Source organism: Bacillus sp. XB1 (assembly GCF_053557995.1).
This window is the reverse complement of the sequence record NZ_JBNRIL010000001.1, coordinates 392,566-413,468: the sequence shown is the minus strand read 5'-3', so window position 1 is coordinate 413,468 and position 20,903 is coordinate 392,566. Positions and strand designations below refer to the sequence as shown.

Genomic DNA, 20,903 nt, shown 5'->3' with positions numbered 1-20,903 from the left:
TTATATTCAACGATAAACATTAATGTTATAGTCTAATTACCCAATTTACTTAAAATAAAAAGAAGCTCCAAATTCTATTATATTTAGGTCATAGATATTAAACTTAATAAAATCAAAGGCAGGAGCATATTTGATATGTTCCTGCCTTTTTATTGTGGGATACCGATAAATAGCCCTCTAGCTAAGATTTTAAAGTGCTACAAAATCAAAAATTTTATCTCACCACAGTTTTCTACGAGAATCCAGTGAACAGCTTATTTACATAATTTTTGTTCTCGGAAGTTGATTTTGTAGCGCCCTTTCTCGTAATTCACTATGTTTTCCAAAGAAAATAGTGAAAAACAGGGCGATGAATACATTTACAAAATGACAAAACTGTAAGAATACACGAATGTTTGTAAGAAAGTTCGATGTTTTCTTTTTCCTTTTTTTATTATAGTGAAAAAGAAGAACAAAATATTCTCTTATGTAGGAAAGGAAGATAATAATGATTGATCTATTAAATAAATGGATGTTAGAAAGTACAGCCAATTTTAATATCGTTGTAGGACTTACAGCACTTCTATTTTTGGGTTCAGTAATTGCACTTATTATTATTTACAAAAAAATTGGTAAACCGGTTGAAAGAACAAATACTATTTATTTAAAAATTACTTCTCGTATGTTTACTACTCAAATTCTAATGAATGCTATATTTATTTCTTTAGTTGGTAAAGATATTGAGAATTTCCGTCAAATCTTTATATTATTTGAAGCTTTTGTATTCTTTATTGGAGCTATTTATTCGTTTAAATTATATAGACAGGAGTACAAATGATTCACTTATAAGAAACAATAAAAAACAGTAGTGATTTTACATTACTGTTTTTTATTGTTCATTTTTAATTGTAAACTTTTCATTTTTAGTTAACTGTATATTCTATACATATGAGGTTAACATAACCCATCATTAGCGTTAGCGAGGAAAAAGGACAACCCTGCTCTCACAAGTGAACCCTTTTTTAGTTCTATGAATCTATACATATTATATACATTCCTATCCTAACGTGGTTTTAGTGCTCTTGTTTGTTACTGGATTAGCCAAAAAACTGTATAAAATCTTGCATACTATTAGCGTGTTTTTTCAAAAATACTGGCATCCCCCAATTTGTGCTTTCTTATGGATATTTCTTGACTCCTCATTAAAACACTCTCCTGTTCTTTGTCTATCTTTAAGAATAAACCCTGCTTGTTTATTTCAAGTTCTTGCATCGAGGATTTACCTTCTCCCAAAGCCAAACAAACAATTCAGATTACATGCCTATATCAAACTAAACATTCAATCTTTATCCAGTTTGTAAATAAAATAGGATAATCAGCCCCATAACGGACTAACTATCCTATAAATTATTATCTAAATTCAATAAAGTGAAACTTTAATCAACCCTCACCAATCGGGCTTTTACGGGCAGTTGATCCCCACCTAATTTCTTTGCTTCCGCTGAAATTTGAGATGAGGGTCTTACTGCCCGGCAAATAGCGGGATAAAACTAGAACTTCTTTTCCTATGTATCATTACTTCGTTACCTCACCAAACTGCGCTCTCGTTACCTTCGCCAAGTCCTCTACTTTAAGCTCAATTTGTATACCAATTTTCCCGCCACTCACTATCATCGTTTCAAGTGATTGGGCACTTTCATCAATACATGTAGAAAATAGCTTTTTCATTCCAACTGGTGAACAACCGCCGCGAATGTATCCTGACACTTTCGTAATATCTTTAACAGGAATCATTTCAATTTTCTTTTCACTTACTGCTTTTGCGGCAGCTTTTAAATTTAGTTCCTCATCTACCGGAATAATAAACACATGATAATTTTTACTATTCCCTTGAGCGATTAACGTTTTATATACTTCTCTCACTTCTCGTCCAATTTTCTCGGCTACTGATACGCCATCAATTTTCCCATCGTCTGGATCATATGACATCATCGAATATTCAATTTTTTCTTTATCTAATATTCGCATCGCATTTGTTTTATCTTTTTTCATAACGTTCTCCTTAAAAGGTTATTTCATATTATTAAGTTTTATTATACACCCTTTTCCATTTCTCCTACATAACTTCACGTATATTTCAAAACTAAAAATATTGATAATTCAAAAATCATCTGATATAATTTGGAAAAACTTATGTTAAGGAGAGATTTGTAATGCGAAATTTTAATACTTCTTTCCAACTTCATCATCATACGTAACGCCGTGTATCCGAAGAAAAATTTTTCTTCGTGGGTACAGGGCTTTTCCTGTTGACCCACGAAGCGTTCATAAAGCTATGTGGGTATTTTTATACTCACATAGCTTTTTTTAATTTAAAAAGGAGTGATTACAATGGAAATGAGAAATGTAAAAGGAACGAAAGACTATTTACCAGAGGAACAAGTGCTGCGAAATAAAATTAAAAGAGCTTGTGAAGATACGTTTGAACGATACGGATGCAAACCTTTAGAAACGCCGACGTTAAATATGTATGAGCTTATGTCTTACAAGTACGGCGGTGGTGATGAAATATTAAAAGAAATATATACACTTCAAGATCAAGGAAAACGTGAGCTCGCCTTACGATACGATTTAACTATTCCATTCGCAAAAGTTGTGGCAATGAATCCGAACCTCCGCCTCCCTTTTAAACGTTATGAAATTGGGAAAGTATTTCGAAATGGGCCAATTAAACAAGGAAGATTTCGTGAATTTATACAATGCGACGTTGATATTGTCGGTGTAGAATCAGTCATGGCTGAAGCGGAACTCATGAGCATGGCGTTTGAGCTGTTCCGAACATTAAACTTAGAGATAACGATTCAATATAATAACCGAAAATTGTTAAATGGTATTCTTCAGGCCATTAACATCCCTACTGAATTAACAAATGACGTCATTTTATCATTAGACAAAATCGAAAAGATTGGGATTGATGGTGTACGAAAAGATGTATTAGAGCGCGGAATTTCTGAAGAAATGGCTGATACAATATGTAATACTGTATTATCTTGTCTAAAGCTTACAATAGCTGACTTTAAAGAAGCTTTCAATAACCAACTCGTTGCCGATGGAGTAAACGAATTGCAACAATTACAGCAATATTTAATCGCTCTCGGAATAAATGAAAATACGATATTCAATCCGTTTTTAGCAAGAGGACTGACAATGTACACAGGTACTGTATATGAAATCTTCCTAAAAGATGGCTCAATTACATCTAGCATAGGTAGCGGCGGCCGTTACGATAACATTATCGGAGCATTCCGTGGTGATAGTATGAACTATCCAACAGTCGGTATCTCATTCGGTTTAGACGTTATTTATGCAGCACTATCGCAGAAAGAAACAATCTCATCTACAGCGGATCTATTTATCATCCCGCTCGGGACAGAATTACAATGCTTACAAATTGCCCAGCAATTACGTTCCACCACTTCCTTAAAAGTCGAACTTGAACTAGCAGGACGCAAATTAAAACGCGCCCTTAATTATGCCAATAAAGAAAATATCCCTTATGTGCTTATTATTGGGGAAGACGAACTTAGTACAAACACTGTTGTGTTGCGGAATATGAAGGAAGGTAGTGAGGTAAAGGTTCCGATTTCTTCTTTAAGTAGTCATTTATAATACGAACCACCCTCGTTTGGGTGGTTTTTCTATTTTATAGATTATAATTAGTTTACATAAAATAATTACAATCTACTCAAAGCTACAAATATATAATATCAAATTATTCATTATTTTTGGCAATATATAGATATGAATTGTTTTAGGAGGATTAACTTTGAAAACCTACATCCAAGCACTAAAGTGGACTACAGGGATCTATCATCTTTTATTACTTCCCTGTTATTATTTATTTCTAAGTCACGTTAACCTATATGGGATACCTTTACTTCTATTGATTGTGTTGCATATCACTACTATTTTATTAGCTAAAAAAGTAGACATGAATACGTACCCTCATTATATCGGCATTATCGTTACTCTAGTTGCCTTCTTTCCTTATATAGTAATCGTTCTACATATTATAGCAGCCATTTTCCTTATATTAGATGCTGCTTCTACGAATGCAAAAGAAGTTTATGATTCATAGATGGATAAAATGAAACTTTAATCCATTGAGTTTTGAAATAGGTCAGCAAAAAGGATTTACTTTTTAAGTAAACCTTTTTTCATTTTTAATTACTTTCCTTACTCCAGAATAATAAAAGAATATTCTGTTTAATTTTTATAAATTTCTAAATATTTATAAAACATTCAAATTAACATACATTTTAGTTATGTAAAAAATCTAAGTTTTAAGGAGATGAATCCATGCTTAAAAAGTTGATAGCAGGTGCATTATTAACTGTTTCGTCGTTAACTGGAGGAGTGGGATTAGTATCAGCTAGTACCGAAAAGGATTATTCGATTTCCTCTTTCGAATATGTAACTGTAGATGAAAAGACTGTTGATTCGTTTAACAAATTGAGTGCTCCATCAAAGAAAGACGTAAAAATAACATTAGTTCTACCGAAACAAAATCAAAATGGAGACTGGTTATCTTATGGATTTTCGAGCAAAGAAAGTTTAGAGTCTTTTATTGAAAAAGATAAACAAAGGTTGAATAATTCAATCACTCCCCTTGGTGTTGGTGGAAGCGGACCTGGTAGTACAGACTTCTATAAACACACAAATCAAGGTAGCGAGTATTTTTCTCTAAGTAGCGGTTATAAAAACTTGTCTGCTAGTTGGCAAAATCAAATTGTTTCTGTACGTACAGCATCCCCCACTGCTAGCTATTCAACAACGCTATGGGAACGTACTTCAACGGACGGATATGGAAAAGGTGTTGTTTTTAAACACGCTGATTGGTATGGCCAAATTGCAAACTTAAATAACTTTCCAACTTCAGCAGTTGAAGTTAAAAAGTAAAAATATAGAAATAAAAGGTGTTTTCACGTATGGAAACACCTTTTATTTCTACAACTATTTCACATATCTCGTCTATACTAATTTCAACTCTTAATTATTATTTTTCGTATCCCTACTCTCCAAAACTTTCTCCATATTATGAGTTGCCCATTCCATCATTAATAGAATCACTGGACGTAGTGATTCACCAAGATCGGTTAACGAATATTCTACTTTAGGTGGCACTTCACGGTATACTTCACGATGTATGATGCCATCTGCTTCAAGTTCTCTAAGCTGAAGTGTTAACATTCTTTGTGTGATATTAGGTTTTAATCTTTTTAATTCATTAAATCTCTTTTTTCCATCTAATAAATGATACAAAATAACACCTTTCCATTTTCCACCAATCACCTCTACCATCGCTTCAACTGGACAAGAATATTTATTTAAAAATGGGTAATTTATATTTTTTTCATTTGAACAATCCATAATAAATCCCTTCCCTTAACAATAGTATCTTTTTTGATACTATAACACATAAATGTGCGTACTTGTATCTATGTTACTTTAAAAATATAATTTACTTACAAAATAAATTAACGAAAAGAGGAACTTTTATGACAAATACAAACGAAATTACAAAAGAGAAAATTATGGAGGCTTTTCATTTCAGACATGCATGTAAAGAGTTCGATCCTATGCACAAAATTTCAGAAGAGGATTTTAAATTCATTTTAGAAACAGGCAGATTATCTCCTTCTTCTTTTGGATATGAACCTTGGAAATTTATTGTCGTACAAAATAAAGAATTAAGAGAAAAACTACAACCGTATTCATGGGGCGCTGGTGGGCAACTTGCAACAGCAAGCCATTTCGTCATTGTTCTTTCAAGAAACATTAAAGATATGCATTATGATGCAGAGTATATTAAATATATGATGAACGATATTATTGGATTGCCTGAAGACACTCAAAAAATTAGATATGAATTCTTCAAAAAGTTCCAGGAAACAGATTTTAACTTATTACAATCCAATCGTACTGTATTTGATTGGGCATCTAAACAAACTTATATTGCTTTAGGTAATATGATGACGAGCGCAGCTCAAATCGGCATTGATTCTTGTCCGATAGAAGGATTCGATAAAGAGAAAGTAGACTCCTTACTTCGTCAAGAAGGCATTATACAAGGCGATAATCTTGAAGTATCAGTTATGGTTGCCTTTGGTTACCGTAAAGAAGATCCAAAACGTGATAAAACAAGACAGACTATGGATACAATTGTTGAATGGATTAAGTAATATAGCACACACAAATAATGCTCCTAATAGCTGTATACTCATACTAAAGAAGAATGAATTGTTTTCTTACGTATGAATTTGGTTTTTCATGGAAAGATATGTTAGTATGTATACAGTTTGAGTGCTCTATTTTTAGAGTCGAACAGGAGGAGAATGAATATGTCTGATATTGAAGTTGGCGAAGTGTTTACTCTTAGTGATGAGAATAACGAAGAGCAAGAAGTAGAAGTACTTGGAGCGATGGATGTCGAAGGTGCAGAATATATTGCAGTTGCCTTTGTTGAAGATATCCAAACAGAAACTGAGGAAGACATTGATATTTTCTTTTTAAAAGTAGAAGAAGATAATGAGTTTTCATACATTGAAAATGATGAAGAGTTTGATAAAGTATCTGCTGCGTTTGAAAAGATTTTGGATGAGCAAGAGCAAGAATAGTATGAATGAAAAACACGAGGGCGGGTGCATATCCGCCCTCGTGTTTTTATTCATCACTCATTCAGTGATTTATGCAGTAACTCCAGTACATCTTTCATCGCAAAAGGTCCATCTTTTTTAACATGCTCTGCAAATTCTGAAACGAGACGTAATGTTCTCACACTTTCGATTGGATGTTCTCCTGATGCACTTTCAGCTGAAAGCATAACTGCATTCGTCCCGTCCAGTACAGCTTGAAACACATCAGTCACCTCTGCTCTTGTTGGAATAGAATGATCTACCATAGATTGAAGCATTTGTGTTGCTGTAATGACATATGTATTCGTTCGATTACATTCCTGAATCATCATTTTCTGTAAAAGCGGAATGCATTGATACGGTAACTCTACTCCTAAATCGCCCCTTGCAATCATAATTCCATCTGCTTCTTTACATATATCCTGAAAATTCTCGATTGCTTCCATCGTTTCTATTTTTGCAATTACATTAGGTGACGTTTCTTTATACTGTTGTATAAAATCTCGTATTTCTTTTATATGACTAGGTTTTCTTACGAAAGAACACGCGATAAAATCAACATTCTCTTCTAAAAGAAACTGAATATCTTTTTTATCTTTCTCTGTAATAGCTGGTAAACGAACAGCCGCACCTGGTAAATTAACTCCTTTATGGGATGAGATATTGCCACCTGTTTTTACCTTCGTTTCTATTTTGTCCGTACTTATCTTTTCAACAATTAATTCAACTTCTCCATCATTAATTAAAATTCTACTGTCTACTTTCACATCATTCGGTATTCCTTCATAATCAACGCTTGCTTCTGTATTACTCCCTGTAACTGGTTGTGTATGTAAAATAAAAGAATCTCCTGCCTGAAGTGTAATTTGCTCTCCCTTCACTTCACCTAATCTTATTTTAGGTCCTTGTACATCACCCAAAAATTTAATAGAGTCATCTAATGATTTCACTAAACGAATGATGTCTTTATGACTTTCATGCGTGCCATGCGATAAATTCAGTCGAACAATTTTCATACCATTCTTTATTAACTGTGCTAATGTTTCTTTATTATTACTTGCGGGTCCAATTGTACAAATTCGATCGATTGTCATTTTTGTCACCATCCTTTTTTTAATAAGTTTCCCATATGAACTTAAAAATAACAGAGATTCTGACATGAATAGATTTAAATTTACATGAATTTCATAAAATTAAACCTGTATCCCTTGCTGACTAAGCATTAGAAGATATATTCGCTTTTTTGCAAATGAAGACATGTTGAATCGAAAGTAAAAGAAAAGTTAAGTATGGGATAAACCATTGAGAGTTTCGAAATTTTCATATATTGTATGAATTGAGTTCGAACTCAAAAATTTAAAAAGGTGGGAAAATTAGTGAATATGAAAAAATCTTTATCGGTGACAACTTTAGGGTTAGCGGTTTTAGGTTTTGGTTTTACTAATAACGCAAGTGCTTCAGAGATCGATATTGTAGACAAGCAGCCCGTTTTAGTTGACTTTGATACAATTCAATCAACAAAAACATCTAGTGTTCCTAGTTTGACTATTGCAGCTGCACCTAAGAATGACTCTAACATTAGCGTATATACTCCCTTTTTTGGTAACCCATATGCAGTTGCTAAATCGAAATCAACTACGACCGAAGACTATGTTTATGCAAAAGCAAGAACTTTCAATGGCGATGGCTCATTAGTAAATACGAAAAGTAATAGTGCAAAAAAATCATCCTTTGTAAGTGCTACAGCGACCAACACAAGCATTTATTATGGAGATGATTACGCTATCGGTAATCATACCTATAAATTAAGTGGTTATAATGATGTGAATCACGAAACAAAAGCTTTCTGGTAAGAAAGAGAAAAAAGATATGCATCTTGCATATCTTTTTTCTCTAATATTTTACATATATTGAGGTGCTATTTATGAAACAAATATATATTATTAGCGGTGTTTTACTTATTTCATTACTTACAATTTATATTTTGTTCAATACTTCAATCATACAACCTCATCCACCCTCCATAGAAAATAAACGAGAGCAACAAACCAATACTATTTCTTACGGATTGAAGGATAATCAAGGCCAACACATTAACAATGGCAGTACAATTACTAGTGAGGATAATAAAATTAATGTAACATTATCATTCGTACATACTATTAATGAAAACCGAAAATATGGATTAATTGTTCTAGAAGATTACGAACAAAAACCTTTTAAAATAGAAGATACTACTAATGAAATATCACACTATTTTTTTGATATGAAACCAAACAGTTCAATTACTACGAAAATCTCTTTACACACTTCTCCTAATGCAAGTGAATTAACCTTTTTAATAATTAAAAAACCTGAATACAAATTAAAAGATAATAACTTAAATAAAGCAGCTATTTTAGAAGATATTCTAAGTATGCGATATTCAATACATCCTCTTCAGAAAGAAAACGAAAAAATAAAACTCTCCCTTATAAATCCAGATGCAATTTTAAAAGACGGTCTTTACGAACCAGTATTTGTTACGAACCGTGAAGAGAATTTACAAACTGTCTTCTTTGAAAAGGAAGGCAAGCAATTAATTCTATCAAACGGTAATGAAACAAATGATGAAATGACTTACGCAATCGTGGCTTTTAAAGATTGGAAACAAGTTGAAATATTTAACAATAGAAAAGTTGTTTATACTAAGCTTGCACCTGAAACGAGACAAATCTTTAATTTCACATTGCCTTTAGTGGATCAGGAAAGTAATTTTCAACTCGTCGCTTTTCCATTTCCTTTTAAAGTTAGCGAAGAAGATTATATCAGTCAACAAGCATTCAGTTCCTTTCGCATCGTAATTGAAAATGAAAATAAATAAGTTATACTGTGCACATTACAACAACCTAAAAAAGGCCTACTCACACGAGTAGGCTTTTGAAACTATGAAAGTTTCGTCAATAACTGATTTAAATCTTTTTTCGTTTTCGTCGTTAAAGATTTCATTTTATTAATATCGATTTTTTCTTTCTCCGCTCCTACAATTAACGGATACATACTTTGACCGATTGTTTTAGAATCCGTCGGATGTGATGCCTCTAGCTCTTTTTCAATCACATCCCACTTTTCATTAATTTGTTTGCCAAGCTTATTCACTGTTTCCAATTTCGGATTAGCAGCTAACTGCTTGTCCAAGCTATCAATTAATGCTACAACTTCTTTAACGTTCGTTTTCACAGCAACACTTTTCTTCGGATCTTTCGTTGTCTTTCCGTTATTGTTTGTGCTTGTACTTGTGCTTTGATCTGCTGTTTTCCCGCTAGTCGTTTGATCATTCGTTTTTCCTGTCGTTTCTTTTTCTTTTGTTTTTACATTTTCGTTTTGAGTTGACGTTTTGCCGTTACTTTCTGTTCCTGATGATTCTTTCGTATTTTTTGCATCCTTATCTGTTTTTTCATTTGAAGAAGTATTTGTTTCTTTTTCAGTATCTTTCGTTGTTTTTGACGCTTCATCTGCACTTGTCGTTTTTGCTTCTCCATCATTTTGCGCAGTTACTTGCTCTTTCTTTTCCGTTTCTTTATCTAATGAAGGACTACAAGCTGCCATAGTAAGCATTGTACCAATTGTAATCGATGCGATAGCGACCTTTTTCATTTTCATATAAATCCCCCTATGTTTTACATAATTTATCCTCCCCTTTACGATTCGATTCCCCCTTAAAAAATCCCTTTTCATACGAATTATCATCTTTCCGACAGTAATCTTCATAATAATACGTACAAAAACTGATAAACTCATTTTAATATTCGAGTTTCTTCTACTTCATTTTTCTGCTCGCAAGTAAAAGAAAAAGAGTATATTGTCACATTAAGAACTACTATCTTCATATGACAATATACTCTTCTATCAAATTTTTATCTTTCTTGACATTTTATTTATACAAAAAAATAAAATTTTCTTTCGTTTTTTGTTTCTCAACATTTGTTAACATAATATTTTTATGAATAACCACCATTCGAGTGAATGACTTGCCCAGTAACCCATTTCGCTTCTTCACTTACTAAAAAAGAAATTAAGCGCGCAGCATCCACCGGTTCTCCTACTTTACCTTGCGGGAATTTCCATACTAAATGATGCTTCAGCTCCTCTGTAATCCATCCTGTATTCGTCGGTCCTGGATCTACAGCATTCACTGTAATCCCCTTCTCCATTGCAACTGGTGCTACTGACTTTGTAAATGCTTCGATTGCCCCTTTCGTTGCTGCATATGCTAGTTCATCTGGCATTGGGCCTACTGACTGTCCTGAAGTAAGATTAATAATACTCCCGCCCGTTTTAAGTGAATAATGTTTTATAAACAATGAACTTAATAGCATAGTAGCCCGAACATTAACTGTATAATGTTTATCCAACTGCTCTACATCTAATTCCTCAATCCTCGTATGAGTAGAATATACTGCATTATTAACTAGAATAGATGGATCACCTAACCGTTCTGATACCATATAAAACAAACGATTTGGCGAATAAGACTGCGATAAATTGATTTCTGCCATTTCACATCGAACATCGTAACTTTCAATTTCCTTTTTCAGCAAAAAGGGTTCTTGATCACTCATTCCCCATGGCATCGCTTTATCATACTTTGGCCAGTACGTGAAAAAAATGTCTATCCCCTTTTGAGCAAGCACCTTGCATACAGCTGCACCAATTCCATTCAGACGAGTTGCCCCTGTTACAATTGCTATTTTCTTCACCTTTTTCTCCTCCATCTATACACAGATCCCCTGCATGAATACAGAGGATCTATCTTCTTATTGAATATTTGACAGTATACGTTCAGCACCTAATTTTAACATTTTAATAAAGATATAATTTACAATCGTAAACATTACAAATAAAACGATAAACATAACCCATAGTCCGACATGAAGGAAGAAGTATAATACACTTACTCCCCCCACAATAATTAAAGCTATTAAAATATTAGCCAAAAAATTCCACAAAGTGGTATATCGACTTTTAAATAATTTCTGCTCTGTATCCCAATGAATATCTGCAGTTTGTGCGTCCCAGCGTGTTCCGATTAAATTAATTAATAACAACCCGTTCGCACTTAGTAAAAACCACAGTATCATAAAGACTGGAGAAATCCCAGCTACAACTGCCATCGTAATACCGAATACTGCTAAAATGATCACATTAATTAACCAAGCAGTGATTGCTTTCGCAAAAAAGATATCCGAAGCCTTTACTGGTAAATAACGATTCACAAACCAAGAGCTTCCATCTCGCGAAAATGACGTTGTTGCAATGACGTTACTACCCATTAAAAATAACGATGCACAAAGGCCCACGCCAATTGCAAGGCCTGCTGATTTTGGGTTATCAATATACCCTGTAATCCACTTTAAATTCCCGTCTTGCACGAATAAAACAAAGAATAACATAATCGGCATAACGAAAGTTTGTACAATACAATTTAAGAAAAATTGTGGTGTACGGAATAACGTTTTAAATTCTTTTTTCACATACGCTTTTAAATGCGAACTTTGTACTGTTGATTTCTGTAAACCTTCCGCCGAAATAACTTGTTTCTTTGCTGTACTCGTCGAAAGTCCAATAACCCCTTTTAAATATGTACGCTCTGCTATGTAATAAAACAACACAAAGAAGACAAATGAAATAACTGCAAAGATTATTACATATAAAGGTCCCTTCCAATTTGCATTTTCTACTAATGCTACTGCTCCAAAATATGTAGTTGGAAAATAGTTTGTCATTTGTACTAAAAGAGAAGACTGGTTGTTTGCAAGGTAATCCGCAATTGCATCTTCAGAAAACGAACTTTTATTTTTCCACTGCAAAAATACGTTAATTCCTACAATAAATAGTATACTTACGATTCCAATAAATATATTTCCTCGGTCTTTATTTTTCGCTATATTTGTATACCTCATAATAACTGTCATCAGTAACGAAGCTAGTACTAACGGCACAATTGGGAAGAGTAAGTAAATGAAAATCATATATATGTAATATGTAATAAATGCGCCACTTTTTAAACCGTACGTAATAAAGATCGGTAATAAAATAAATGAACTCATTACGTATTGTGTAATTAATACTGTTAAAAATTTGGCTGAAATAATTTGCGCTGGTTTTAATGGTAATGGTAATAACATTTCAATGTCATTGCTGTAGTAAAATACAGTTAAAATGTTCGTAATACTCATTAAAAATACCCATATACTCGCAATCGCAAGTCCCATTGCGATAATCATTCCTGGATCTTGCCCTAAATGTATCATTCCCTCATACATTGCATGCGTGATAGAACCAAACAGTAAAAAGCCGACAAATAAAATAGCTGCAAATGAAAATACATACGCCCATCGCTTCTTCTTATCTGTTATAAAATCTGCATAATTTAATTTCAATAATACTTTCGTTAACGTCCAAATTTTACTCATTGCCCGTCATCTCCAAGAACATTTTTTCAAGTGATTCATTGGATTTAAAATGATCTCTCATTTCATCTAAATTCCCTTTAAACTGAAGGTTTCCCTTATTAATAATCGCGACGCGGTCACATATTTTTTCCGCTACTTCTAATACGTGTGTAGAGAAAAATACAATCTTTCCTTTATCCGCATGCTCTCTCATCATTTCTTTTAAAATATATGCAGATTTCGGATCAAGCCCAGTTAATGGTTCATCTAAAATCCATACATCTGGCTCATGTACGAGCACACCAATAATAACGATTTTTTGTCTCATACCGTGCGAATAACTTTGAATTTGATCAGATAATGCATTATAAAGATCAAACTTCTTCGCTAAAGACTCTATTCGTTCTTGTCGTACTTCTTTTGGCACTTCATACATATCAGCCATAAAGTTTAAATATTCAATTCCTTTTAATCGTAAAAACATATCTGGACTATCTGGTACATAACCAAACGTCTTCTTCGCTTCCATCGGCTCTTCCATAATATTTTTTCCGTTAATCGTAATAGTCCCTTTGTCTACCCCGTGAATACCAGTAATCATCTTAATTGTCGTTGATTTACCCGCACCATTCGGTCCTAAAAATCCAAAGATTTCGCCGCTAGGTACAGATAAACTTAAGTCTTTTACTGCATAGGTAGACCCATTATAACTTTTTGACACATTCGTAATTTCAATCATTCCATCCAATCCTTTCCTTAATTACCAAATAACTATATTGATATTATAGCATACTTCTATTTTAAGATTTTTACATTTTTCAGTTTATTTAACCTTTAAAATAAATATACACCCCTAATCCAACAACTAAAACGACAGCTAGTATAATATAAATCATTGTTAAGCGTTTAATATTCCCCTTTGTCGCTTTGCTATAATTTGCATCACCATTTCGCCCAATTAACACCGTCGCAATGACAGTAATCACTACAAGTAATACAACGATCATGATCCAAGTTAGCATTTCTTCCTCCCCCTCCTTACAACCATTTTACAATATTATCCTCTCTATTTTGCAGCATATTTCCTCTTTTTACTATTATTATGAAGCAAACTGGAAAACTATTATTACCATTCCTATCCAATTGTGATATATTTGTAACATAACGTGACTTATTTCTAACAACGTAAGGAGGACCTATCATGAAAACTACTTGGATAAAATATTTAGGGTTTCTCGGTTTCTTCGGTTTCCTCGGCTTTTTTTATGAAAAAGGACTGTTTACTATGTTGTGTTTCTTCTCCTTTTTCACATCGTATAGAACAGTTCAACACGATGAACTATTTGAACAAATCGTCAATAAATCGTGCCGCAATGCCTTTATCGTTACATTACTAACTACCGCTATCATTCTGTTTATTGAAATGTTATTTCCAAACCCGGTACTACAAGAGATTGATATCGCTCTTATTTTCAGCACACTCATTCTTACGTTCGGCTTCTCTATGTTCTTTTACGATAAACCTGTTGATGAAACGGAAGATGCACCATGGCGTTCGTAACGAAGATAAAAGAATACCGCGCCAAGTTGAACATGACACAAGAAGATTTAGCAAAGAGCGTTGGTGTGCGACGTGAAACAATTAGTCATCTCGAAAAAGTTAAATACAATCCTTCCTTACAACTTGCTCACGATATAGCGAAGGCACTACATAGTACGATTGATGAGATTTTTATTTTTGAGGATAAATAAAAAATACCGTCATTCTTTCCAAGAAGAATGACGGTATTTCTCATTGATTATCCATATAAAACCGCATGAAATACGCCTAATAGTAAGTATTGATCCTGCATGTAATCTTCATCATATACATTCATCTCAATGTAATACATATCTTCCTCAAGACGAATATTCCAATCTGCAATTACATAGCCCTTTCGTAATAACTTTCCCATTCCAAATGAAGTTTTATGGACAACATATTCTTCTGCCTTATATGTAAAGGTAAATAAGAAATTTGCATCCAATAACTTTCCGTCACATACAAGTATTTCATGCTCTGCATCATGATTATCTTTGTACGTTACTAAAATCCTTCTTTGGCGCTGCCTACTTACATCCTTTGCAATGACGCGAATATTGTCCTTACTATCCTTTATTTCATAAATAATATTACTACCAATTTTCGGAATAAAATCCAGCACTCTCATCAGCGTATTTTTATAATAGCCCCTTACTACACCTACTTGCTCACTTCCATTATAAACCTCTATCGGCGTCGTATCTGCTTTGCTATCACACGGTCGTTTGTAAGAGAGCTGCATCATTCGCTCTCCTCTTAAGTACTGATCAAACGTCACAGGATATTCTATCATGCGCAGTTCCTTATTTAACTCATATAAATAGCGTTGAACGCTCTCTATTAATGTTGTAGTAGCTATACGCTCTTGAAGTTCAAATTCTTGCCAGCTGGAAAAAACATTCCATTGATTATAATCCTCTTCGTAGAAGAAACCAAGAATTACCTCTTCACGGTCAGCCGTTTCATATTTCATAGGCACGTTCTGCCCATGTTGAACTTGTTCCATCCACTGACCTAAATAAATCCCCAGCTCTGCAACCTTCATACATGATTTTTGAAAAAATACACTGTCACTCGCGCAAATCGTTACATCTCCTTCGATAAAGCCCTTTGAATAAGCATCATACCGTGGCTCATCCTTCTGCGGGAGATTCTTGTCTAACTCAAATAAAAACGTTAACATCCTTTATTCACCTCTAGTTGTTACACAGCTCTTTCCTATATTGACTGTAACTGAACATATATCAATACACTTAAAATGAAGCTACTTTTTCTTTAGTCACTTCTACAATTTCTAAAATTTGTAGCAGACTCTCCACTTCATAAGTCGGCTTAACATCTGTCCTATTTTCTTTCAAACTCGGATTATACCAACACGTATCAATGCCGTAATCTTCTCCACCTCTCATATCAGAAGAAAGCGAATCTCCAACCATTAATACACTTGATTTATCTGTAATCCCAAACTTTTCAAACGCATAATCAAAAATCTCACGTGCTGGTTTTTGATGACCAACCTCTTCTGAAATAATAATATGATCAAAGAAATTACATAAAGGCGAATTTCCAATTCTCGATTGTTGCACCTTCGTATATCCATTCGTAATAATACCTAACTTGCAATCTTGTAGATCCTCACATAATTGCACTGCACCTTCTATAAGATGTACTTCTTTCCCTAAGTTTTCAAGATATACATCGCTAAATTGCTGCGCATCTACTTTTATATTATGAAGGGCAAATAATTGTCTAAATCGATCTACCGCTAATTCACTTAGCGTAATCATTTTATTTTCTAAATCTCTCCATAATCCATTACTAATCTCTTTATAACTTGCAAGATAATCATTATACCCTGTAGGCATCCCGAACTGTACAAACGCATTATGTAATGCGTGTCTTTCCGTTTCAGGGAAATCTAATAATGTATCGTCTACGTCGAATAATATAAATTTGTATTTCATGATGTTCTCCTCAATTCCTATATTCTCATAGCTTAATTATATCAACAATAAGAAAAGGAGGCTAATTAAAACCAGCCTCCTTCTTCTTACTTATCTTCCAGCAATAACACTTTCATTTCCTCTAACGACTCTTTCGTAAAGCCGAGAGATTCTTCAGCGTATGCTTCAACTGATCCGTATTGCTTTTGAATTTCACCAATCGCAGCTTGCAAGTATTCAGCACGTGCTTCAAACATTGCACCTAATATCGCTCTGCTCTCATCGTTTTGTAATTTCGCACCTAAAAAGGCCATCATTTTTTCATTTAGCTTTTCACGGAATCCGTTACTTAGTAAGTAGTCTTCCATTACTGTTTTTTCTGGTACACCTAGTAAAAGTAGTAATAATGCTGAACCAAATCCAGTACGATCTTTTCCAGCTGTACAGTGGTTTACTAACGGTAAGTTTTCCGGGTTTTGCGCTAAGTTTAAGAAGCTCACGAATGCCTCGTTACCACTTACGAAATCTTGATTCATTTTCACAAGATACTCACCTGGTTTTCCTAACATAGAAAGGTCACCAACTTGGAAAAACTCATTTATATTTAAGTCTTTCGCTAAGTCTTGCATAACTGGTAAGCACACTTGACGAGCACCCGTAATTTCTGGATTCGGCTTATGCTTCACTTCAAAGTCTGTACGGTAATCGCAAATTAACTTTAAACCAGACTTTTGTAAATAGGCAATATCCCATTCAGTTAGCCCTGCTAATTCTTCAGAGCGGTATAATTTGCCCCATTTTACTTTACAGCCTTCAGTCGTTTCATATCCTCCCATATCACGGAAGTTAAACGCGCCTTGTAATGGCAATCTACGCTCGGCTACTGTTACTGCTTGTCCATTACTTCCTACTAATCTAAAATATGGACGTTCATTTTCACTGGGGTTTTCAATTGTATATGATAATTCCCCATTTACTGTTGCAAGTAATTCTCCAGTTTCTTCAATATGATCTGGTGAAGTACTCCAATAAATACGAACTTCTTCTATATTATTTTCCCACTTTATTTGTAACGTATTATCTTTATTTCTTTCTACAGTTGCTTGTAACCAATTTCTTTGCTGTCCCATTCTTTCACCAACGCTTTCTCATATAATCGAATCTCACTCTATTGTATTATACAAATATCTACTTTGTCGTTCTCATTTTTCTTTTTATCTTACAAACAGGCGAAAAGTTCTTTTACTTGTTCAAAATTTGTACATGGATTACCGCGAAATACGTATGCGATTTGTTCATTACCTAAATCTTCGTATACAACTGTTCCGCGATTAGGGTGCGGATAAAACTCTAACCCGTTTATAATTTGTTTTGGGCCATAGTTCATTGTCCATGAAGAAATAGGATAATACACTTTGTTTTTATGTCTACAAACCCAAAGTGCATATAGTTTATTAACTTCGTCCCAGTATACATACTGCGTTTCGTCATTTCCAAAACCGACCGATTCAAGTTTCCAATTTAGTTTTTCATGAATTAACAAATTTACATAGGATACGTCATCTGGAGCATTCCACTCTCTACATCTTCCTATCTCACCCATTTCACTTCTCTTCGCTTGAAAGCTTAATAAGTGAAATGATGTATGTAATATCGTTTTCCCAAGCTCCATATTTACTGGTTGTAATTCAAATAGAAATCGTTCCATTTCGTCTTGGTTTACATATCCATGATCAACAGAAATTTCAACTTGTGTTTTCCATATAGATGTAACGTAACTTTCTTTTCCTTTATAATTTATACCTTTCCAATACACAAGCCCTTTATATTGAAAAGAATCTCCTTTTGCTTGAGAAATACAGCTATCCGGAAATACTGGTTCCATTATATCGAGAAAAAATTCCTTTACTCGAAACATCCCAGTTGGAGTAACAACCTGAAACCAAAAAGTTCCCCACTTTTCACCTTCATAACGTTCTGAAACTTTTTCAACATTCCAGCCTTCTAACAATACATTTGGATACAATAACACGAATGAATGAATGCATGGATTGCTTTAACATATATAGTCCCCTCCCGCTATACGAGTTCGAGAGTATACATCATTCATCCTCCTAAAACTTTCTCACATATCTCTCAGTTGAACTAAGCAGCTGACATCCATTCTTTTCAAAAACATCCTTCATCCATTCATTTTGTATATTTGTCTCACCAATATAATAAGATGCACCTATTTCCTTTAAGACAAACATCGCACCTGCAAATAATGCCGCTTCATATCCCTTATTACGCATATTTGGAATAACTGCGAAGTACATAAGTTTCCCTTCTTCTAACGTACCTCTTTCAATATGCGGGATTACAATTCCTATCGGCTCTTCATCGACACTCGCTGTTAAGCAATGTTCTTTCCATTGCTCACCAATTTCTTGTAGCATCATATGCACAAATTGATCATGAGCGACTGGTTCTCCCGTCGCTTCATTCCACAGTGAATAAAAAGCCTCTTCTCCAACTTCTTCAATAAGCTTAAAATCAATTTCACTTTCTGCATCTTCTACTTCATATATATCTTTAAATACAATCATGTTTTCCGTAACATATTCAAATGAATACGTTTCAAAACATTTTTTATACACATCATAATTTGGACTTTTTGAAGAGATTTCAAAATGTAGTTTTTCTAATCCATCTTTTTTAGCTTCAGCAACGCAATATTGCATCATTTCCTCTAATTGCTCTTCTGTAAAAATCTCTGCATTATTTTCTTTTATCATAATAGAAGAAGCACTTCTTCTTATTTTAAAATGTTTTTCTAACTGTTCTATCGTCGTCATATTCTTCCCTCATCTATATCATACTCGAATTTCTAATCGTTCTCCTTGCATGAGCAGGATTGTCCTTGAATATATAGAATACTAGAAAAGATCGCATCTTTAAAGTGCGGAGGAGGTTCTCCAGTGGATATTACAGCATTGCAACAACAGTTAGAGCTTATACAACAAAATGACTATACGCAACTGCAACATATAGACGTAAATGAGTTAACTTTGAACATGCTTCAGTATATCGGAACGACTGATAGCTATATTCGTTACCAACTTATATATAAATGTTTTGCGCATTTCATTCATCATGAATTCCTCATGGACGATCAGCTGAAATTACTTCTGCAAACTTGTTTAAGTGATGAGTATTTATATTGTGACATTTACTCCCCACATACAGATGGGGTTTTCACACGTTCTTACACTGTTTCGTTAATTGCGTTAATACTCCAATTCGCTAATTCGCACTACTTTTGTACAGAGGAGGATATCGAAGAAATAAAAAATAAACTCATTACATACACAAACTTAGAAACAGATTTTCGGGGCTATATCGAAAATAAAGGATGGGCTCATTGTCTTGCTCATGTATCTGATGCCTTTACTGAAATTGTTCATAATACGTATACCACTTTTGAATGGTACGAAGAATTAATTCATTGTTTATTAAATAAAATCTTTATTCCATCTGACCTTTTTCATAATAACGAAGATGAACGCATTGTTACTCCATTACTAGCAATGCTGTATCATGATTTTCCTCAGAACGATTTAATTTCTATTATTCATAAAAAAATAAAAAGGCTTCCTCAAATTAGAAAACGCCTTTCGCTTAATGAGTATTGTATTTTATGTGCCAATATTAAAACCTTTTTACGCACATTATTTTTCAGAACGAAAGATGACCATAACTTAGCCTTTACAGCACGTAAAACAGAAAGAATGTTAAAAGAACTTCCTAACTATTATTAAATACAAGGAGCAATGACATGGGTTATATTGAAGATATGAGAAATCTAGTAGGAAATCATCCACTTATTCTAATAGGATCACACGCCATTATATTAAATGAAAAAGATGAAGTATTGCTGCAGCTCCGTACAGATTTTAACCGCTGGGGCATTATTGGCGGTGCCTTAGAATATAACGAAACATTAGAAGACGCTTTAAAGCGAGAAGTATACGAAGAAACTGGACTTATTATTAAAAATCCAGAACTATTCCGTACATACTCTGGACCAGATTTCTTTCAAATCTATCCAAACGGCGATCAAGTACACGGTGTACTCGTTGTTTATATTTGCCGAGAATTTCATGGTGAACTTGTATGCGATCAAAGTGAATCAAAAGAACTACGCTTCTTTTCACTTGATGAATTACCTAATAATCTTCCCCCTGTTATTGAGAGGATTATTACAGATTATCAAAAAAAATAAGGGAAC

The 20,903-nt window shown here is 33.8% G+C and carries 25 protein-coding genes and 1 pseudogene; 12 read left to right on the top strand and 14 right to left on the bottom strand.

What is annotated here, in order from left to right; translation table 11 throughout:
* The first annotated feature begins 487 nt into the window (after positions 1-487).
* Positions 488-817: a hypothetical protein gene (locus tag ACK1U5_RS02050; protein WP_000566272.1), complete on the top strand. Its 330-nt coding sequence runs from the start codon at positions 488-490 to the stop codon at positions 815-817.
* A gap of 293 nt (positions 818-1,110) precedes the next feature.
* Here ACK1U5_RS02050 and ACK1U5_RS02045 read toward each other — a convergent pair whose 3' ends face one another.
* Positions 1,111-1,251, bottom strand: coding sequence for a hypothetical protein (locus ACK1U5_RS02045; protein ID WP_001156924.1), 141 nt, complete (start codon positions 1,249-1,251; stop codon positions 1,111-1,113).
* A 303-nt stretch (positions 1,252-1,554) separates the two neighbouring features.
* On the bottom strand, positions 1,555-2,031 hold the full coding sequence (ybaK, locus tag ACK1U5_RS02040; RefSeq protein WP_000710861.1) for a Cys-tRNA(Pro) deacylase: 477 nt from the start codon (positions 2,029-2,031) through the stop codon (positions 1,555-1,557).
* A gap of 339 nt (positions 2,032-2,370) precedes the next feature.
* On the opposite strand from ybaK, the gene ACK1U5_RS02035 reads away from it, so the two are divergent.
* The 3 genes from ACK1U5_RS02035 (at position 2,371) to ACK1U5_RS02025 (ending at position 4,938) form a co-directional block, all read left to right on the top strand.
* Positions 2,371-3,648 (top strand): histidine--tRNA ligase, encoded by a 1,278-nt coding sequence (locus ACK1U5_RS02035; RefSeq protein ID WP_061139079.1) that lies wholly within the window; start codon positions 2,371-2,373, stop codon positions 3,646-3,648.
* A gap of 157 nt (positions 3,649-3,805) precedes the next feature.
* A complete protein-coding gene (locus ACK1U5_RS02030) occupies positions 3,806-4,117 on the top strand; it encodes a hypothetical protein (protein ID WP_061139078.1) in 312 nt (103 codons plus the stop codon).
* Between the two features lie 221 nt (positions 4,118-4,338).
* Positions 4,339-4,938 (top strand): hypothetical protein, encoded by a 600-nt coding sequence (locus ACK1U5_RS02025; protein WP_000914244.1) that lies wholly within the window; start codon positions 4,339-4,341, stop codon positions 4,936-4,938.
* 90 nt (positions 4,939-5,028) lie between these two features.
* Here the strand turns inward: ACK1U5_RS02025 and ACK1U5_RS02020 are convergent, their stop codons facing one another.
* Positions 5,029-5,409, bottom strand: a complete 381-nt coding sequence (locus tag ACK1U5_RS02020) for a winged helix-turn-helix transcriptional regulator (protein ID WP_000340642.1) — start codon at positions 5,407-5,409, stop codon at positions 5,029-5,031.
* Positions 5,410-5,537: 128 nt separating this feature from the next.
* On the opposite strand from ACK1U5_RS02020, the gene ACK1U5_RS02015 reads away from it, so the two are divergent.
* The gene (locus ACK1U5_RS02015) at positions 5,538-6,221 is read left to right on the top strand and encodes an NAD(P)H-dependent oxidoreductase (protein WP_025966656.1); all 684 of its coding nucleotides are present in this window, start codon (positions 5,538-5,540) and stop codon (positions 6,219-6,221) included.
* A gap of 153 nt (positions 6,222-6,374) precedes the next feature.
* Positions 6,375-6,656 (top strand): DUF1292 domain-containing protein, encoded by a 282-nt coding sequence (locus tag ACK1U5_RS02010; RefSeq protein ID WP_002005464.1) that lies wholly within the window; start codon positions 6,375-6,377, stop codon positions 6,654-6,656.
* 53 nt (positions 6,657-6,709) lie between these two features.
* Here the strand turns inward: ACK1U5_RS02010 and ACK1U5_RS02005 are convergent, their stop codons facing one another.
* Complete coding sequence (locus ACK1U5_RS02005; protein ID WP_061139077.1) at positions 6,710-7,768, bottom strand: pyruvate kinase; 1,059 nt, start codon at positions 7,766-7,768, stop codon at positions 6,710-6,712.
* A gap of 282 nt (positions 7,769-8,050) precedes the next feature.
* Here ACK1U5_RS02005 and ACK1U5_RS02000 point away from each other — a divergent pair, with 282 nt between their 5' ends.
* Both ACK1U5_RS02000 and ACK1U5_RS01995 read left to right on the top strand, forming a co-directional pair.
* On the top strand, positions 8,051-8,527 hold the full coding sequence (locus tag ACK1U5_RS02000) for a XoxI protein (protein ID WP_069604660.1): 477 nt from the start codon (positions 8,051-8,053) through the stop codon (positions 8,525-8,527).
* A 71-nt stretch (positions 8,528-8,598) separates the two neighbouring features.
* Positions 8,599-9,537: a hypothetical protein gene (locus ACK1U5_RS01995; protein ID WP_061139076.1), complete on the top strand. Its 939-nt coding sequence runs from the start codon at positions 8,599-8,601 to the stop codon at positions 9,535-9,537.
* Between the two features lie 62 nt (positions 9,538-9,599).
* Here the strand turns inward: ACK1U5_RS01995 and ACK1U5_RS01990 are convergent, their stop codons facing one another.
* From ACK1U5_RS01990 to ACK1U5_RS01970, 5 genes are all read right to left on the bottom strand, one after another.
* On the bottom strand, positions 9,600-10,316 hold the full coding sequence (locus ACK1U5_RS01990; protein WP_069604659.1) for a hypothetical protein: 717 nt from the start codon (positions 10,314-10,316) through the stop codon (positions 9,600-9,602).
* A gap of 338 nt (positions 10,317-10,654) precedes the next feature.
* Positions 10,655-11,413 (bottom strand): SDR family oxidoreductase, encoded by a 759-nt coding sequence (locus tag ACK1U5_RS01985; protein WP_000716965.1) that lies wholly within the window; start codon positions 11,411-11,413, stop codon positions 10,655-10,657.
* A 57-nt stretch (positions 11,414-11,470) separates the two neighbouring features.
* Positions 11,471-13,129, bottom strand: coding sequence for a putative ABC transporter permease subunit (locus ACK1U5_RS01980; protein WP_069604658.1), 1,659 nt, complete (start codon positions 13,127-13,129; stop codon positions 11,471-11,473).
* Positions 13,122-13,847 carry an ABC transporter ATP-binding protein gene (locus ACK1U5_RS01975; protein WP_000570204.1) on the bottom strand — a complete coding sequence of 242 codons (726 nt, stop codon included), beginning with the start codon at positions 13,845-13,847 and terminating at the stop codon, positions 13,122-13,124. The genes ACK1U5_RS01980 and ACK1U5_RS01975 overlap by 8 nt, the downstream gene beginning before the upstream one ends.
* Before the next feature lie 88 nt (positions 13,848-13,935).
* The gene (locus ACK1U5_RS01970) at positions 13,936-14,130 is read right to left on the bottom strand and encodes a hypothetical protein (protein ID WP_000958863.1); all 195 of its coding nucleotides are present in this window, start codon (positions 14,128-14,130) and stop codon (positions 13,936-13,938) included.
* A gap of 179 nt (positions 14,131-14,309) precedes the next feature.
* Here ACK1U5_RS01970 and ACK1U5_RS01965 point away from each other — a divergent pair, with 179 nt between their 5' ends.
* Both ACK1U5_RS01965 and ACK1U5_RS01960 read left to right on the top strand, forming a co-directional pair.
* Positions 14,310-14,669 carry a DUF3796 domain-containing protein gene (locus ACK1U5_RS01965; protein ID WP_000859233.1) on the top strand — a complete coding sequence of 120 codons (360 nt, stop codon included), beginning with the start codon at positions 14,310-14,312 and terminating at the stop codon, positions 14,667-14,669.
* Positions 14,657-14,860: a helix-turn-helix transcriptional regulator gene (locus tag ACK1U5_RS01960; RefSeq protein ID WP_000896306.1), complete on the top strand. Its 204-nt coding sequence runs from the start codon at positions 14,657-14,659 to the stop codon at positions 14,858-14,860. Before ACK1U5_RS01965 ends, ACK1U5_RS01960 begins: the two co-directional genes overlap by 13 nt.
* Positions 14,861-14,907: 47 nt before the next feature.
* On the opposite strand, the gene ACK1U5_RS01955 is transcribed toward ACK1U5_RS01960, so the two are convergent.
* From ACK1U5_RS01955 to ACK1U5_RS01935, 5 genes and pseudogenes are all read right to left on the bottom strand, one after another.
* Positions 14,908-15,873 (bottom strand): tubby C-terminal domain-like protein, encoded by a 966-nt coding sequence (locus ACK1U5_RS01955; RefSeq protein ID WP_000955104.1) that lies wholly within the window; start codon positions 15,871-15,873, stop codon positions 14,908-14,910.
* Between the two features lie 70 nt (positions 15,874-15,943).
* A complete protein-coding gene (locus ACK1U5_RS01950; RefSeq protein ID WP_000875416.1) occupies positions 15,944-16,654 on the bottom strand; it encodes a YjjG family noncanonical pyrimidine nucleotidase in 711 nt (236 codons plus the stop codon).
* A gap of 86 nt (positions 16,655-16,740) precedes the next feature.
* The gene (locus ACK1U5_RS01945) at positions 16,741-17,763 is read right to left on the bottom strand and encodes a tyrosine-protein phosphatase (RefSeq protein WP_069604657.1); all 1,023 of its coding nucleotides are present in this window, start codon (positions 17,761-17,763) and stop codon (positions 16,741-16,743) included.
* An 89-nt stretch (positions 17,764-17,852) separates the two neighbouring features.
* Positions 17,853-18,696: pseudogene (locus ACK1U5_RS01940) on the bottom strand (hypothetical protein).
* Positions 18,697-18,747: 51 nt separating this feature from the next.
* Positions 18,748-19,470, bottom strand: coding sequence for a GNAT family N-acetyltransferase (locus ACK1U5_RS01935; protein ID WP_000207402.1), 723 nt, complete (start codon positions 19,468-19,470; stop codon positions 18,748-18,750).
* Between the two features lie 123 nt (positions 19,471-19,593).
* On the opposite strand from ACK1U5_RS01935, the gene ACK1U5_RS01930 reads away from it, so the two are divergent.
* Together ACK1U5_RS01930 and ACK1U5_RS01925 are read left to right on the top strand one after the other, a co-directional pair.
* The gene (locus ACK1U5_RS01930; RefSeq protein WP_065224227.1) at positions 19,594-20,433 is read left to right on the top strand and encodes a DUF2785 domain-containing protein; all 840 of its coding nucleotides are present in this window, start codon (positions 19,594-19,596) and stop codon (positions 20,431-20,433) included.
* Between the two features lie 17 nt (positions 20,434-20,450).
* Positions 20,451-20,897, top strand: coding sequence for an NUDIX hydrolase (locus ACK1U5_RS01925; RefSeq protein WP_069604655.1), 447 nt, complete (start codon positions 20,451-20,453; stop codon positions 20,895-20,897).
* Positions 20,898-20,903: the final 6 nt, after the last annotated feature.